Source organism: Pantoea sp. T14, assembly GCF_036663535.1.
In the GTDB taxonomy this organism is placed as follows: Bacteria; Pseudomonadota; Gammaproteobacteria; order Enterobacterales; family Enterobacteriaceae; genus Pantoea; species Pantoea phytostimulans.
Map to the genome: position 1 here is coordinate 37,919 of NZ_JAWUEB010000024.1, position 14,494 is coordinate 52,412.

Annotated in this window: 16 protein-coding genes; 13 read left to right on the forward strand and 3 right to left on the reverse strand. The window is 49.5% G+C overall.

All coding sequences use genetic code 11. The features are described from left to right. Nucleotides 1–57 precede the first annotated feature (57 nt). From SC127_RS11395 to SC127_RS11410, 4 genes are all read left to right on the forward strand, one after another. On the forward strand, nt 58–426 hold the full coding sequence (locus tag SC127_RS11395; protein WP_215847908.1) for a diacylglycerol kinase: 369 nt from the start codon (nt 58–60) through the stop codon (nt 424–426). A 106-nt stretch (nt 427–532) separates the two neighbouring features. Continuing rightward, complete coding sequence (gene lexA / locus SC127_RS11400; protein WP_215847907.1) at nt 533–1,147, forward strand: transcriptional repressor LexA; 615 nt, start codon at nt 533–535, stop codon at nt 1,145–1,147. A gap of 108 nt (nt 1,148–1,255) precedes the next feature. Continuing rightward, entirely contained in the window at nt 1,256–2,578 is a 1,323-nt protein-coding gene (gene dinF / locus SC127_RS11405) for an MATE family efflux transporter DinF (RefSeq protein ID WP_332626500.1), read from the forward strand. Nucleotides 2,579–2,751: 173 nt separating this feature from the next. After that, nucleotides 2,752–2,964 (forward strand): CsbD family protein, encoded by a 213-nt coding sequence (locus tag SC127_RS11410; RefSeq protein WP_215847905.1) that lies wholly within the window; start codon nt 2,752–2,754, stop codon nt 2,962–2,964. Nucleotides 2,965–3,035: 71 nt separating this feature from the next. Here SC127_RS11410 and zur read toward each other — a convergent pair whose 3' ends face one another. Further along, on the reverse strand, nt 3,036–3,557 hold the full coding sequence (zur, locus tag SC127_RS11415) for a zinc uptake transcriptional repressor Zur (RefSeq protein WP_215847904.1): 522 nt from the start codon (nt 3,555–3,557) through the stop codon (nt 3,036–3,038). 440 nt (nt 3,558–3,997) lie between these two features. Here zur and SC127_RS11420 point away from each other — a divergent pair, with 440 nt between their 5' ends. The 3 genes from SC127_RS11420 to pspG all read left to right on the forward strand — a co-directional run bounded on the left by SC127_RS11420 (nt 3,998) and on the right by pspG (nt 6,781). Continuing rightward, entirely contained in the window at nt 3,998–5,248 is a 1,251-nt protein-coding gene (locus tag SC127_RS11420; protein ID WP_332626501.1) for a conjugal transfer protein TraF, read from the forward strand. Nucleotides 5,249–5,352: 104 nt separating this feature from the next. Beyond that, complete coding sequence (dusA, locus tag SC127_RS11425) at nt 5,353–6,348, forward strand: tRNA dihydrouridine(20/20a) synthase DusA (protein ID WP_332626502.1); 996 nt, start codon at nt 5,353–5,355, stop codon at nt 6,346–6,348. 166 nt (nt 6,349–6,514) lie between these two features. Beyond that, nucleotides 6,515–6,781: an envelope stress response protein PspG gene (pspG, locus tag SC127_RS11430; protein WP_332626504.1), complete on the forward strand. Its 267-nt coding sequence runs from the start codon at nt 6,515–6,517 to the stop codon at nt 6,779–6,781. Between the two features lie 185 nt (nt 6,782–6,966). On the opposite strand, the gene SC127_RS11435 is transcribed toward pspG, so the two are convergent. Then, on the reverse strand, nt 6,967–7,950 hold the full coding sequence (locus SC127_RS11435) for a quinone oxidoreductase (RefSeq protein WP_332626506.1): 984 nt from the start codon (nt 7,948–7,950) through the stop codon (nt 6,967–6,969). Between the two features lie 95 nt (nt 7,951–8,045). On the opposite strand from SC127_RS11435, the gene dnaB reads away from it, so the two are divergent. From dnaB to SC127_RS11465, 6 genes are all read left to right on the forward strand, one after another. Continuing rightward, nucleotides 8,046–9,452 carry a replicative DNA helicase gene (gene dnaB, locus SC127_RS11440; RefSeq protein WP_215847899.1) on the forward strand — a complete coding sequence of 469 codons (1,407 nt, stop codon included), beginning with the start codon at nt 8,046–8,048 and terminating at the stop codon, nt 9,450–9,452. A 128-nt stretch (nt 9,453–9,580) separates the two neighbouring features. Beyond that, nucleotides 9,581–10,060 carry an Lrp/AsnC family transcriptional regulator gene (locus SC127_RS11445; protein ID WP_215847898.1) on the forward strand — a complete coding sequence of 160 codons (480 nt, stop codon included), beginning with the start codon at nt 9,581–9,583 and terminating at the stop codon, nt 10,058–10,060. Nucleotides 10,061–10,299: 239 nt separating this feature from the next. Next, on the forward strand, nt 10,300–10,914 hold the full coding sequence (locus tag SC127_RS11450) for a YitT family protein (RefSeq protein WP_215847897.1): 615 nt from the start codon (nt 10,300–10,302) through the stop codon (nt 10,912–10,914). A 60-nt stretch (nt 10,915–10,974) separates the two neighbouring features. Further along, a complete protein-coding gene (locus SC127_RS11455) occupies nt 10,975–12,168 on the forward strand; it encodes an amino acid aminotransferase (protein ID WP_215847896.1) in 1,194 nt (397 codons plus the stop codon). A gap of 290 nt (nt 12,169–12,458) precedes the next feature. After that, a complete protein-coding gene (locus tag SC127_RS11460) occupies nt 12,459–12,875 on the forward strand; it encodes a secondary thiamine-phosphate synthase enzyme YjbQ (protein WP_215847895.1) in 417 nt (138 codons plus the stop codon). 2 nt (nt 12,876–12,877) lie between these two features. Next, a complete protein-coding gene (locus SC127_RS11465; RefSeq protein WP_215847894.1) occupies nt 12,878–13,201 on the forward strand; it encodes an MmcQ/YjbR family DNA-binding protein in 324 nt (107 codons plus the stop codon). Between the two features lie 63 nt (nt 13,202–13,264). Here the strand turns inward: SC127_RS11465 and SC127_RS11470 are convergent, their stop codons facing one another. Beyond that, nucleotides 13,265–14,329 (reverse strand): NAD(P)-dependent alcohol dehydrogenase, encoded by a 1,065-nt coding sequence (locus SC127_RS11470; protein ID WP_215847893.1) that lies wholly within the window; start codon nt 14,327–14,329, stop codon nt 13,265–13,267. Nucleotides 14,330–14,494: the final 165 nt, after the last annotated feature.

The window sequence follows — 14,494 nt, forward strand, 5'->3', positions numbered from 1 at the left end:
TGCCATTAGCCGGCAGCCCAGACATTGACGTCAATCCGTTGAAAGGGTTCCCATAATATGGCAAATAATGCCACCGGTCTTATTAGAATTGTGAAAGCTGCCGGTTATTCGTGGCAAGGTCTTCGTGCTGCATGGCAATACGAAGCGGCGTTCCGCCAGGAAGCTATCGCCGCGTTAATCGCCATTGCGGTAGCGTGTTGGCTGGATGTGGACACCGTTTCTCGCGTATTAATGATTGGGGCCGTCGTGCTCGTGGTCATCGTTGAAATCCTCAATAGTGCGATTGAATCTGTCGTTGACCGCATCGGGCAGGAGCACCATCCCCTTGCCGGGCGTGCAAAAGATATGGGTTCAGCCGCCGTCTTGCTGAGTATCTTACTGGCCGTTTTCGTCTGGATCGCTTTGCTTTGGTCGCATTTGCGATAGGCTTTCCAGAACCCGTCAAACGGCTGATTATTGCCTGACTTTTGGTTTCCATTTCACCAATACCTGTATATACTCACAGCGACTGTATAAACAACCAGGGGGCGGGATGAAAGCGTTAACCAGCAGGCAGCAGCAGGTCTATGACCTGATTCGCGATCACATCAATCAAACAGGCATGCCGCCAACGCGTGCAGAAATTGCCGCACAGCTGGGATTCCGTTCACCCAATGCGGCAGAAGAGCATCTCAAAGCATTAGCGCGTAAAGGCGTTATTGAGATTGTTTCTGGCGCTTCTCGTGGTATTCGTCTGTTAATGGAAGAAGAAGCCTCGGAAGGTTTACCGCTGATTGGCCGCGTGGCCGCAGGTGAACCGCTGCTGGCGCAAGAACACATTGAAACGCATTACAAAGTTGATCCCGGTCTGTTTAAGCCTTCAGCTGATTTCCTGCTGCGCGTAAGCGGTATGTCGATGAAAGATATCGGCATCATGGACGGTGATTTGTTGGCGGTGCACAAAACGCAAGATGTGCGTAACGGACAAGTGGTTGTCGCGCGTATTGATGATGAAGTGACCGTTAAACGCTGGAAAAAACAGGGTTCAATTGTCCATCTTCTGCCAGAAAATAACGACTTTGAACCGATTGTGGTCGATACGCGTGCCCAGTCGCTGACCATTGAGGGTCTGGCTGTTGGCGTCGTTCGCAACGGCGAGTGGCTGTAATCTTCCTATAGTCGCTTTTGTTCGCCAGTCTGATGCTATTCTGTCTGCCCAAATTTAGCCGCTGCTTTCTTACCTGCTGATGCAGCGGCGCTGAGCACGGATTTGCGAATGCGTTTTTTGACTGCAACTGATAAAAATCTTTGGCGGCTTGCGCTGCCGATGATCCTTTCTAATATCACCGTCCCGCTGCTGGGATTGGTCGATACCGCTGTTATTGGCCACCTTGATAGTCCTGTTTACCTCGGCGGCGTCGCTGTAGGCACCACTATCACTAGCTTCCTGTTTATGCTGCTGCTTTTCCTGCGTATGAGCACCACCGGTTTAACGGCACAAGCATTCGGTGCGAATGATAAAGCTGCGCTGGCACGTGCTCTGACTCAGCCATTGATGATGGCGCTTGTCGCTGGCGTAATTTTCATTTTCTTACGCGACTCTGTCAGCCAGCTTGCCACACATATGATTGGTGGTAATCCGCAAGTGCTGGAGCAGGCAACGCTGTTTATCCATATTCGCTGGCTTAGCGCCCCCGCGATGCTGGCGAATCTGGTGATCCTGGGCTGGTTGCTGGGTGTGCAATATGCGCGAGCGCCGGTGATCCTGCTGGTAGTGGGCAATCTGGTCAATATTTTGCTCGACCTGTGGCTGGTGCTTGATTTGCATTGGGGTGTCGCTGGGGCGGCAACCGCAACCGCATTGGCAGAATATGTCACCCTGGCGGTGGGATTAGCCATGGTATGGCGCGTGTTGAAACTGCGGGGTATCAATATGGCGTTGCTCAAAAAGAGTTGGCGCGGGGATATGCGCCGACTGTTACGACTTAACCGCGATATCATGCTGCGTTCGCTCATGCTGCAACTCTGTTTTGCCTCGCTGACCCTGTTAGGTGCCCGTATCGGGCCCAATGTAGTCGCAGTCAATGCGGTATTGCTGATGTTCATCACATTCACCGCTTATGCGCTTGACGGATTCGCCTACGCCGTAGAAGCCTTTGCAGGCGAAGCGCATGGTGCTAAAGATGGCGCTAAATTGCTGCGCGTCTGGCGCGCCGCCTGTCGGCAAGCTTTCCTGGTCGCACTTTTCTTCTCCTTGATTTACATCCTGTTTGGCACGCATATCGTTTCTATGCTCACTTCAATCGACGCGCTACGGCAAATGGCAGATCGCTATCTAATCTGGCAAATCATTATGCCGATAGTCGGTGTTTGGTGTTACCTGCTAGACGGAATGTTCATTGGTGCAACGCGTGGTCGTGAAATGCGTAACAGTATGGCGATTGCGGCGTTAGGCTACTTCATTACCTTACTGACTTTACCGTGGTTGGGTAACCACGCTTTATGGCTGGCAGTCATGGTGTTTCTTGCCTTGCGCGGCCTGTCGTTATGGTGGATATGGCGGCGTCACTGGCAAAACAGCAGCTGGTTTACCGCTTAAAATAGGGCGTGGTACAGAACCGCGCTCTACAGAATATTCTGTAATGTTCCAGCAGATCTAAAATCCTCTACTATAATTAACTTTCAATAGCGCACATGAGTAGCGCTTTATATCGATATTATCTTGCATGGCGAGATATAAGTTGAAACCTGAAGGATGACCGGAGGTCTGCTATGAATCACGACGAAGCGAGTGGTAACTGGAAGCAGTTCAAAGGCAAAATCAAAGAAAAATGGGGCAAGCTGACAGACGACGATATGCAAGTCGTTGAAGGTAAACGCGATCAGCTTGTTGGTAAAATCCAGGAACGTTATGGCTACGCTAAGGATGAGGCGGAGAAAGAAGTCACAGACTGGGAAGGCCATAACAAAGATTATCGCTGGTAATTAAGACAGTTTAAGGACGATGCTCCTACCCACCGGTACGCTCATACCGGACAGGCACAAGGATGTGCCAACTATCCCTTCTTCCCACGCTTTTTCACGTCAACGTGATGATCGTGTTCACAGCTTTCATGGTGTGTACAAGCTTCAACCGCAACGCATTTCTCACATAAACCGTGCGCCTCAATGACGCTATGACGTAGAGCGAAATGTGCATCCGTGGCCAGCGAACCAATGATGTTTTCTACGCCCTGTGCATGTTTTTCAATAACCGCTGCACAGCGATCGCATACCAGCATCACAGACGTATGCGCAGGTGCATCAAAATGGTGGCACATCACGTAGCTGTTGTTGGATTCAACACGATGAATAAAACCCTGCTCAAGCAAAAAATCCAACGCGCGATATACGGTAGGAGGTTTAGCCTGCGGCTCACTTACGCGTAACTGATCCAGCAAATCGTAGGCGCTGATTGAACCTGGCAGCTCAGCCATCAAACGTAATACTTCTGCACGCTGCGTAGTCAGACGAACACCGCGCTGCAGGCACAGTTTTTCCGCCTGGGACATAATTTGCTCTGACGTCATCGTCGACATGAAAATTCTCCGCTAAATAAGTGATGTTATTTTATCACACAAATTTTGTTCACGCAGGCGTTGCACCGGGCGTGAAAAACAGGCATTTACGTCACTTTCTACGCGTTAAAATTTCAGTTAAGTGCTGAAGCCTCGCTTAAACAGATCCAACCTATTTCAACAGGTTGAGGATTTTTCCGCCATTTCGCTTTGCATCTCACTGAGTTAAGTATTAATGTTCAAAAGTATTTAAGGAATGGCTGGTCTTGCACCGTTCTTTTTGCACCAACTTGAACAATAACAACGCTAATCTGATACAAAAACATCCAATCCGTTGAATTGAGACACTGTTTCCTTCGAATTCACAGCAATAACGTGTTAGCTGACGTTCACAATAGCGCTAACAACCTATTCAGTCGTTGAATGATTCGACGGCACTTTTTACAGGTGATGACAGGCAGATGGTGAAAAAATTCGTTCAGCGCTCAGCGCTGGCTTACCCGGTGATGTTAAGTGCACTGTTTATTTCTTCTTCCGCCATGGCGGCAGGGACATGGTATGACGCACGCAATGATGCCATGGGTGGTACCGGCGTCGCTTCATCAACCTATGGCTCTGCCGTGTTGGCAAACCCGGCGTTGATGACTCGCGCCAAACCTGAAGATAAAGTCAGTATTATTTTCCCTTCAGCGGGTGTGCAAATCACTGATAACGACAAGCTAATTGACAAAGTAGATGATATTTCCGATACCGTTGATCGCTATCAGGACGTTATTAATAATCTGACTTTTGCCGACTATTTACGTGGCTACCCTGAATTACGGGCGGCAACGGGTGATGTAGCAAATCAACTGAGCGATTTAAAGGGCAACAAAGCGGATGGCCGTGCGGGTGTGGCTGTCGCCGTGACCATTCCTAATGAAACCCTGCCTTTCGCTTTCATAACCAAAGCCTACGGAACTGTCCATGTGCAGGCTAACGTAGCGCAGAGTGATATTGATTACTTACAAGGTGTTGCCAATGGTTCCGTCATCCCAGTGCCTGGCGATGAGGATAATTTGCGTTCCAGCGCCAATGGCCTGGCGGCGCTGATTACCGATTACGGTATTTCCGTGGCGCATGAGTTCACGATTGCCGGCCAACCTGTTTCAATCGGGGTTACACCTAAGATTCAGAAAACCTGGCTTTATAACTACACCGATAGTCTCTACAACTACGACAAAAGCGATATCAACAGTTCACGTTATCGGAGCTCTGATACCGGCTTCAACGTTGATGCAGGCTTAGCCACAACCTTTGCTGAAAACTGGACCTTTGGCTTGACTGGACAAAACCTGATTTCACGCGATCTTGATACAAAAGAGGTCAACGGCTACCGCGATACTTACCAAATTCGCCCGCTGGTAACCACAGGTCTTGCCTGGGATAAAGGTCCATTTACCTTAACCGGCGATGTAGATTTAACTGAAACCAAGCGCTTCAAATCAGAGGGCAGTAATCAATATGCTGCGGTCGGTGGTGAATATCGGGTGTTAGACTGGTTGCAGTTGCGTGCCGGCTATCGAGCAGATATGCGTTCTAATGATGAAAACGTTATTACCGCCGGTTTCGGCTTATCGCCATTTAATAACGCGGTGCATGTAGATCTTGCAGGTACAGCAGGTGCCAATAATACCTGGGGCGCAATGATGCAGCTCGGGTTCAATTTCTAACGATCTGCACGGATAGAAAAGGGTGGGCGATGCAATGTCGCCCACCCTTGTGGTATTCTTGCACAGAATATCATCACTCATAACCACCGGATTCTCTGCGCTTCATGACCGATACCTTCTCTTCGCAACGTTTTTCCATTGCACCTATGCTCGACTGGACCGATCGTCACTGTCGCTATTTTCATCGCCAGCTCACCGGCGACACGCTGCTCTATACCGAAATGGTTACCACGGGCGCAATCATTCATGGTAAAGGTGATTACCTTACATATAGTGAAGAGGAGCATCCGGTTGCGCTACAGCTTGGCGGTAGCGACCCCACGGCATTGGCGCAGTGCGCTAAGCTGGCGGAAGAGCGCGGTTACGATGAAATTAACCTGAACGTAGGCTGTCCGTCTGACCGCGTACAAAATGGTCGCTTCGGTGCATGCCTGATGGCAGAAGCCGATTTAGTGGCGGACGCCATCAAAGCCATGCGGGATGTCGTCAGCATGCCGGTAACGGTAAAAACCCGAATCGGGATTGATGAGCAGGATAGCTATGAATTCCTGACCCATTTTATTGGCACAGTAGCAGAGCGTGGTGGATGCGATACCTTTATTATCCATGCGCGTAAAGCCTGGCTTTCCGGGTTAAGCCCAAAAGAAAACCGTGAAATTCCACCGCTGGATTATCCACGTGTTTACCAGCTCAAACGTGACTTTCCGCATCTAACGTTGGCCGTTAATGGTGGCGTTAAAACGTTGGAAGAAGCGAAACTGCATCTACAACATCTGGATGGTGTGATGATGGGCCGCGAGGCTTATCAAAACCCGGGTATTCTGACGCAGGTTGATCGTGAATTATTTAATCGTGAAACGTCTGCTGTCGATCCAGTGGCGGTGGTGCGCTCAATGTATCCTTATATTGAAGCGGAGTTGAGCAAAGGCACCTACCTCGGCCATGTGACGCGTCATATGCTGGGCCTGTTTCAGGGGATCCCGGGCGCGCGTCAGTGGCGTCGCTATTTAAGTGAAAATGCGCATAAACCTGGCGCGGATGTACGCGTGCTGGAAGCCGCATTAACGTTGGTGGCAGACAAAATTCCTCAGGAAGCCTAAATTAGCGAAGCCAGCCTGCAAAGGCTGGTTTTTTTTACGCCAAAAAATGATTATTTTCGCTAATAATGAAATCCAGTTATGCCGCTCTTTCCCTATAATTCAAACAATTACGCGTTGGCACATTTCTTGTAATAGCTCAGTATTAGCTTATTAAAGAGGCGCTAACATGGAAATTTTATTTGTATTAGGGTTCTTCCTGATGCTGCTATTAACCGGTGTTTCATTGCTTGGCGTTATTGCCGCATTGGTGGTTGCAACCATGGTGATGTTCGTTGGTGGGTTGTTTGCTCTTGTTATCAAACTGTTGCCGTGGCTAGTGTTAGCGGTGGCGTCGGTATGGCTATACCGTACCTTTTTTGCTAACAAAGAGTCGCATTCTCTTGCCAGGCTTAAACGCAAAATCAATCGGTTAGATCGTAATAGTTGGCGCTAAATGCGGGTGCGATCACAGACTCAGAAATTGCTTAGAACAATTCGGCAATTAAACATATTTTTTACTTATGTTTTCTGTCAGGATTACTCTCGTTGAGTCAAATCGCATTCATCGCCGCTGTCCCTACACTAGCGCGAACGATAAAAAAGACAAAAAGGGCTTCCTAAGAGAAGCCCTTTTTGCATTTAAGGAATCAAAAGGCTTGAACCTTGAGTCGCTCGACTTTCCAGGGTTTTATGTGCCTGGCTGGCATCTTTAAGCGCAAATTTCTGCTGCTCCGGCACATCAACTTTTATGGCCCCGCTGGCTAAGAGCGAGAACAGCTCAGCACTGGCGATTTCCAGTTCTTCACGATTAGTGATGTAGCCAAACAGCGAAGGTCGGGTAACAAACAGCGACCCTTTCTTGTTTAAAATACCCAAGTCGATTCCGGTCACTGGACCAGACGAATTACCAAAACTCACTAATAAACCCTGTCGACGCAGTGAATCTAAAGAGGCTTCCCAGGTATCTTTACCTACCGAGTCATAAGCCACGGCAACTTTTTTACCCTCGGTTAACTCACTTACGCGTTGTGCAATATTTTCTTCGCGATAATTAATTGTGGCCCATGCACCGGAATTTTTAGCCAACTGCGCTTTATCTGCTGAACCCACAGTGCCAATCAAATGGGCACCTAACGCTTTTGCCCACTGGCAGGCAATCAGGCCAACACCGCCTGCGGCGGCGTGAAACAGGAAAATTTCGTCAGGTTTAACTTTGTAGGTTTGACGAAGGAGATATTGCACGGTTAAGCCCTTTAAAAAGCTGGCTGCGCCTTGCTCAAAGCTGATTGCATCGGGAAGCAACATCAATCGATCTTCCGCAACGTTATGCAGTTCGCTGTATGCGCCTAATGCCGCCTGACAATAAACCACGCGATCGCCAGGCGTAAAGCGAGTCACATTTTTACCGATGCGCTTTACTACGCCGGCCGCTTCGGTACCTAAACCTGACGGGAAACTGCCTACTGGATAGAGTCCACTGCGCACGTAGGTATCAATGTAGTTAATGCCGATGGCTTTGTTCTCAACCTGTATTTCATTCTCAGCGGGATCGGCAGGTTCAAAGTCGATCCACTGCAGAACGTCAGGGCCGCCGTGTGCATTGAATTGAATACGCTTTGCCATTCTTACTCCTGTGATTGTTTCATCATGAGGGTGAGGCGCGCGCGACAACAAGGTATACTGGCGCGTCCCCACAGAAGATCGGTATTGCATTCACTATGGCAGGAAATAAACCCACCAACAAATCGAACGAAACGCATGATCGTCAGCTGGCTGGCGTGAAAATGCCCCCGCATTCGCTGGAAGCGGAGCAATCGGTGCTCGGTGGGTTAATGCTGGACAACGAACGCTGGGATAACGTTTCAGAGCGTGTCGTCGCCAACGATTTCTTCAACCGTTCGCATCGTCTGATTTTTTCAGAAATGCAGCGTTTGCTGGAAGAGAGCCAACCCATTGACCTGATCACCCTTTCAGAATCGCTGGAAACCCGTGGCGAACTGGAAATGGCAGGCGGCTTTGCGTATTTAGCCGAATTAGCGAAAAACACGCCAAGTGCAGCAAACATTGGTGCTTACGCCGATATCGTGCGTGAACGTGCCATTGTTCGTGAAATGATTTCGGTCGCCAATCAAATTGCGGATGCGGGTTACGATCCGCAAGGCAGAAACAGCGAAGAGCTGCTGGATTTTGCGGAATCCAACGTCTTCAAAATTGCTGAAGCGCGCGCCAACAAGGATGATGGCCCGAAAAACATCGAGCAAATTCTTGAATCGACCGTCTCGCGTATCGAATCGCTATATCAAACACCACACGACGGCGTTACCGGTGTCGATACCGGTTATCAGGATCTCAACAAAAAGACCGCAGGCTTGCAGGGATCGGATCTGATTATTGTCGCGGCCCGCCCATCGATGGGTAAAACCACGTTCGCCATGAACCTGTGTGAAAACGCCGCGATGCTGCATGATAAACCGGTGCTGATTTTCAGTCTGGAGATGCCCAGCGAGCAGATCATGATGCGTATGCTGGCGTCGCTTTCACGCGTGGACCAAACCCGTATTCGTACCGGCCAACTCGACGATGAGGATTGGGCGCGTATCTCCGGCACCATGGGCATTCTGCTCGAGAAGAAGAACATGTATATCGATGATTCTTCCGGGCTAACGCCAACAGAAGTCCGTTCACGTGCGCGCCGTATCTTTCGTGAAAACGGCGGGTTGAGCATGATCATGATCGACTATCTTCAGCTGATGCGCGTGCCGTCGCTGTCTGACAACCGTACGCTGGAAATTGCTGAGATTTCGCGCTCCCTTAAGGCGTTGGCCAAAGAGTTAAACGTGCCGGTGGTGGCGCTTTCGCAGCTTAACCGCTCGCTGGAGCAGCGTGCCGATAAACGTCCGGTCAACTCGGATTTGCGTGAGTCAGGATCGATCGAGCAGGATGCGGACTTAATTATGTTTATCTATCGCGATGAGGTTTATCACGAAAACAGCGACCTCAAAGGGATTGCTGAGATCATTTTGGGTAAACAGCGTAACGGCCCAATCGGCACGGTCCGTTTGACCTTTAATGGACAATGGTCGCGTTTCGATAACTACGCAGGCCCGCAATACGACGACGAATAAGCCTTTCTTTGTGCTGACATGCACGTTCTGTGCATGTCAGGCCTGTCATCAGAAAATAGTGTTGGACAACCTCACCAGTGATCGGGTTATCTGTAACAAAGCGACGCTTATAACGCTCTGGAATCAGAATGACGCATGTAGACGATTACGACCTTAAAATACTGACTTTATTGCAAGCTAATGGCCGACTGACTAATCAGGAATTGAGTGACTTGGTGGGTCTTTCTGCGTCTCAATGTTCCCGCCGCCGTATTAATCTCGAACAGGCCAATTTGATTCTTGGCTATCATGCGCGGCTTTCGCCCGACGCGATTGGTCTAGGTATGGTGGGATTGATAGAAGTTCGCCTGATTAACCATACGGCAGAATATGTAGAGAGCTTTCACCGTATGGTGGAGCAGGAAGATGCAATTGTTGATGCGTATAAAACCACGGGCGATGCCGATTATCTGTTGAAAGTAGCCGTCTCTGATCTGCCCTCGCTGGGGGCACTAATCAGCCAGTTAGTCGCCGGACATCAAAGCGTTTCACACGTTAAAACATCGGTAGTACTGGGCCGGTTAAAAGAGAATGGATTAATGATGATTCCTGAGCATACCGCGCGCTAAAACAGTGCGTGATGTGCGGTTTTGGTGCAGAATGTTGGTAATTAATGCAAAAAACGCGCACCAAAAAAGAATTTGTGCATGATTTGACGGTTTAATTGATATTCATGCACAAAAACCTGCAATAAAGCGCCTTAGATATCAATGGGATAATCGCTGGCACCTGCCGACAGCAGAAAAACGTTGTCGGTATGGTGCGTTTTTTGCATTTGAACCGCATCATTTGCAATGAGAAAACACCCATGGATAACGTTGTTCAACCTTCCCGTATTCCCCATTCCCGTATAGAAGACGCGCTGGCGATAGTGATGGGCACATTAATGGTGTCGTTTGGCGTCATTATGCTGAAGCAAGCGGGCGCCTTAACCGGCAGCACCGCCGGCATCGCTTTCCTGATCAGCTATATCTCCCCGCTGTCATTTGGTAGCGCATTTTTTCTGATCAACCTGCCATTTTACTGGTTGGCTGTGCGCCGCATGGGCTGGGAATTTACGCTTAAAACGTTTTGCGCTGTGGGGTTAGTTTCACTCTTCACTCACCTTCATCCGCTGTTCGTTCACTTTTCCAACCTCGATCCGTTTTATGCGACATTGTTCGGTAACGTAATCATGGGGATTGGGTTTATAGTGTTGTTTCGTCATAAAGCCAGCCTCGGCGGCATCAATATTCTGGCGCTCTGGCTGCAGGATCGTTTTGGTATCCGTGCCGGTAAACTGCAAATGGCAGTCGACACCTGTGTGGTGCTGGCGTCGCTGTTCGTGGTCAGCATGCCAATATTGCTCGCCTCGATAGCAGGCGCGGTAATTCTTAATCTGATTATCGCTATGAACCATCGTCCTGGACGCTACATGGTTTAATGAGACAAGTGATCTGCTTACATTCCCTGCTTAACAAGACCAATCATGGAGATCTGCACCGTGTTTCAAAACGTTGATGCCTATGCCGGCGACCCGATTCTGTCGCTGATGGAAGCCTTTAAACAGGATCCTCGCGAACATAAAGTTAACCTCAGCATTGGGCTCTATTACGACGAGCACGGCATTATTCCTCAGTTGCAGGCCGTTGCCGCAGCGGAAGAACAGCTGCATGCCGAGCCGCAGCAGGCTTCGCTCTACCTGCCGATGGAAGGCTTGAATCCTTACCGTAACGCGATTGCACCGCTGCTGTTTGGTGCTGAACACCCAATGCTAAAAGCAGGCCGTGTAACCTCCATCCAAACGCTGGGCGGATCGGGCGCACTGAAAGTCGGTGCTGATTTCCTCAAGCGCTATTTTCCGCAATCCAATGTCTGGGTGAGCGATCCAACCTGGGAAAACCATGTTGCTATCTTCAATGGTGCAGGTTTTGAGGTAAATACTTATCCATGGTACGACGCTGAAACTAACGGCGTACGTTTTGAAGCCTTTATTGAAAAACTGAAAACGCTGCCTAAGCAAAGTATCGTGTTACTGCATCCATGCTGTCATAACCCAACCGGCGCTGATCTGACCAACGCACAGTGGGATCAAACCACTGAAGTGTTGAAGGCGCAGGAGCTGATTCCATTCCTTGATATCGCTTATCAGGGCTTCGGCGCAGGCATGGAAGAAGATGCTTACGCTATCCGCAAAATTGCGGCGGCAGGTTTGCCAGCGTTAGTCAGCAACTCGTTCTCTAAAATCTTCTCACTGTATGGCGAGCGTGTAGGCGGATTGTCTATCGTCTGCGAAAGTGCTGAAGAATCAAGCCGCGTACTGGGTCAGCTGAAAGCGACTGTGCGTCGTAACTACTCAAGCCCACCGAACTTCGGCGCACAGATTGTTGCGCGCGTGCTGAATGACGCTGCCTTAAAAGCCAGCTGGTTAGCAGAAGTGGAAGCGATGCGTTTGCGTATTCTGGACATGCGTAAAGCACTGGTGCAGGTATTAAGTACCGCTTTGCCGGGTCAAAACTTCGATTATTTGCTGAAGCAACGCGGCATGTTTAGCTATACCGGTTTAAGCGCCGAGCAGGTTGATCGTTTACGTGAAGAGTTTGGCATTTATCTGGTAGGAAGTGGCCGTATGTGTGTTGCTGGCCTGAACAGTAAAAACGTACATCAGGTGGCTGAAGCGTTTGCTGCGGTGATGTAAATCTTACGAAAAGAAACAAACCGTCGGCGTCGTTCGGCGGTTTTTTTTACCGTTTTTTTAGCCGTCACGATAAAGGAGACCGCTCTTGTGGGGACCTGAGTGCGTGTTAATATCAGGTTTAGCGTTTTCAACGGCCGCTGTTTGCGCGATCCGCGTACCCATCTCGAAACAATGCCCGCACCTTCGACTGTTCTCTCACGTCCCGGACCTTTTATTTAATTTCCCTGCAGGGTTTACCTTTTCGCGACATGCTGCACACTTAAAAGGTGTAACCGATTTAGGGAAAAAGCATGTGGTATCAACAAACCTTAACGCTGAACGCCAGACAACGCGGGTTTCATTTAGTCACTGAAGAGATTGTCGATCAGCTGCCTGCGCTGGCTGAAATCAAAACCGGACTACTGCATTTGCTGTTGCAGCATACCTCGGCATCGTTAACGCTAAATGAAAATTGCGATCCCACGGTGCGTAGCGATATGGAACAACATTTCATGCGCCACGTCCCAGAAGATGCGCCTTATCAGCATGATTATGAAGGTCGCGATGACATGCCTGCGCATATTAAATCATCGACGTTAGGTGTTTCGTTGCTGTTGCCAGTTCAGCGAGGAAAGCTAGTACTGGGAACCTGGCAAGGTATTTGGCTGGGAGAACACCGCATACATGGCGGTGCGAGGCGAATCGTCGCCACCTTACAAGGGGAATGAGGATGAATACTTCGGAGTTATTGACCTATTGCATGAGCAAACCTGGCGCGGAACAAAGCGTACACAGCGACTGGAAAGCAACGCAAATTAAATGCGATGGCATGCTATTTGCCATGGTTCACGATGTCGAAGGGCGTCCTGCGGTGTCACTGAAATCGACACCTGCCCTGGCAGACTTAATGCGTGAAGAACACAAAGATGTTTTCCCCAGCGAACATCTTAATAAGTCGCACTGGAATACACTCTTTCTGGATGGCTCGTTGAAGGACTCGCAGATCTACTATCTGGTTGATGCTTCTTATCAGCAGGCGGGAACAGCAAAGTAAAAGTAAAACAGCGGTCCTCGCCAGTAATACAGACGAGGACCTGATGGTTCAGCGGCGTAAGGCTTAAGCAGCGGTTTCTTCACGTAATGTTTTGATATCGATAACAAAACGATACTTCACATCACTCTTTAACATGCGCTCATAGGCTTCATTAATCTGATTAATGGCAATCAGTTCAATGTCTGAGGTAATGCCATGCTTGCCACAGAAATCCAGCATCTCTTGCGTTTCAGCGATACCACCAATCAGTGAGCCTGCAATGCTGCGGCGTTTAAAAATCAGGTTAAATACTTGTGGAGCAGGGTGATCGTGTTCCGGTGCGCCAACCAGCGTCATGTTGCCGTCGCGCTTCAGTAAAGCGATGAAAGGGTTCAGATCGTGCTGAGCCGCAACGGTATTGAGAATAAAGTCGAAGCTGTTGGTGTGCTGCGCCATTTGATCCGCGTCTTTTGAGACCACGACTTCGTCAGCGCCCAGACGTTTACCATCTTCGATTTTTGACGGCGAAGTGGTGAACAGCACAACATGTGCGCCCATCGCGTGCGCAATTTTCACGCCCATGTGGCCTAAACCACCCAAACCCACGATACCTACTTTTTTACCTGGGCCAACATTCCAGTGGCGCAACGGCGAATAGGTGGTGATGCCCGCGCACAGCAGCGGCGCAACGCCCGCCAGTTCCAGGTTTTCTGGAATACGCAGCACAAAGCCTTCATCTACGACCATTGAGGTTGAGTAGCCACCGTAAGTGATCGCGCCGGTTTCGCGGTCTTCACCGTTATAGGTGCCAACAAAACCGTTTTCACAATATTGTTCCAGGCCTTCCTGACAGCTTGGACAGCTGCGGCAGGAATCAACCATACAACCCACGCCAACCAAATCACCCACTTTGTATTTCTGAGTATCTGCACCCACAGCGGTGACGCGACCCACAATTTCATGACCTGGCACCACAGGGAAAATAGTGTTTCGCCATTCGTTACGAGCCTGATGAAGATCTGAGTGGCAAACGCCACAGTACAAAACGTCAAGTTGCACATCATGTGCGCGGAGTTCGCGTGGTTTGAAATCGAACGGTGCGAGTTTGGATTTAGCATCCTGAGCAGCATACGCATGCGTGATATTCATGGTGTCTCCAGTTTCGTCGATGTGTCGTGATGATTTTTAGATAAGTGCAGCAGGGCAGAACAGCTGCAAATAGGGCGACGCGAAAGGCGTGCCAAAGAGGAACGCTTAAGGATAGTCAGGGATGCCGAAAGCGTATATGCCTATACATGTTTGAATCTTGCCTGA

Excerpts from the sequence above, each read along its gene's own strand:
- SC127_RS11420 (WP_332626501.1), top strand. The coding sequence starts at position 3,998 with ATGGTGAAAAAATTCGTTCAGCGCTCAGCGCTGGCTTACCCGGTGATG.
- SC127_RS11470 (WP_215847893.1), bottom strand. The coding sequence starts at position 14,329 with ATGAATATCACGCATGCGTATGCTGCTCAGGATGCTAAATCCAAACTC.
- SC127_RS11465 (WP_215847894.1), top strand. The coding sequence starts at position 12,878 with ATGAATACTTCGGAGTTATTGACCTATTGCATGAGCAAACCTGGCGCG.
- lexA (WP_215847907.1), top strand. The coding sequence starts at position 533 with ATGAAAGCGTTAACCAGCAGGCAGCAGCAGGTCTATGACCTGATTCGC.
- SC127_RS11435 (WP_332626506.1), bottom strand. The coding sequence starts at position 7,950 with ATGGCAAAGCGTATTCAATTCAATGCACACGGCGGCCCTGACGTTCTG.
- dinF (WP_332626500.1), top strand. The coding sequence starts at position 1,256 with ATGCGTTTTTTGACTGCAACTGATAAAAATCTTTGGCGGCTTGCGCTG.
- dusA (WP_332626502.1), top strand. The coding sequence starts at position 5,353 with ATGACCGATACCTTCTCTTCGCAACGTTTTTCCATTGCACCTATGCTC.
- SC127_RS11460 (WP_215847895.1), top strand. The coding sequence starts at position 12,459 with ATGTGGTATCAACAAACCTTAACGCTGAACGCCAGACAACGCGGGTTT.
- pspG (WP_332626504.1), top strand. The coding sequence starts at position 6,515 with ATGGAAATTTTATTTGTATTAGGGTTCTTCCTGATGCTGCTATTAACC.
- SC127_RS11395 (WP_215847908.1), top strand. The coding sequence starts at position 58 with ATGGCAAATAATGCCACCGGTCTTATTAGAATTGTGAAAGCTGCCGGT.
- SC127_RS11445 (WP_215847898.1), top strand. The coding sequence starts at position 9,581 with ATGACGCATGTAGACGATTACGACCTTAAAATACTGACTTTATTGCAA.
- dnaB (WP_215847899.1), top strand. The coding sequence starts at position 8,046 with ATGGCAGGAAATAAACCCACCAACAAATCGAACGAAACGCATGATCGT.
- SC127_RS11450 (WP_215847897.1), top strand. The coding sequence starts at position 10,300 with ATGGATAACGTTGTTCAACCTTCCCGTATTCCCCATTCCCGTATAGAA.
- zur (WP_215847904.1), bottom strand. The coding sequence starts at position 3,557 with ATGTCGACGATGACGTCAGAGCAAATTATGTCCCAGGCGGAAAAACTG.
- SC127_RS11410 (WP_215847905.1), top strand. The coding sequence starts at position 2,752 with ATGAATCACGACGAAGCGAGTGGTAACTGGAAGCAGTTCAAAGGCAAA.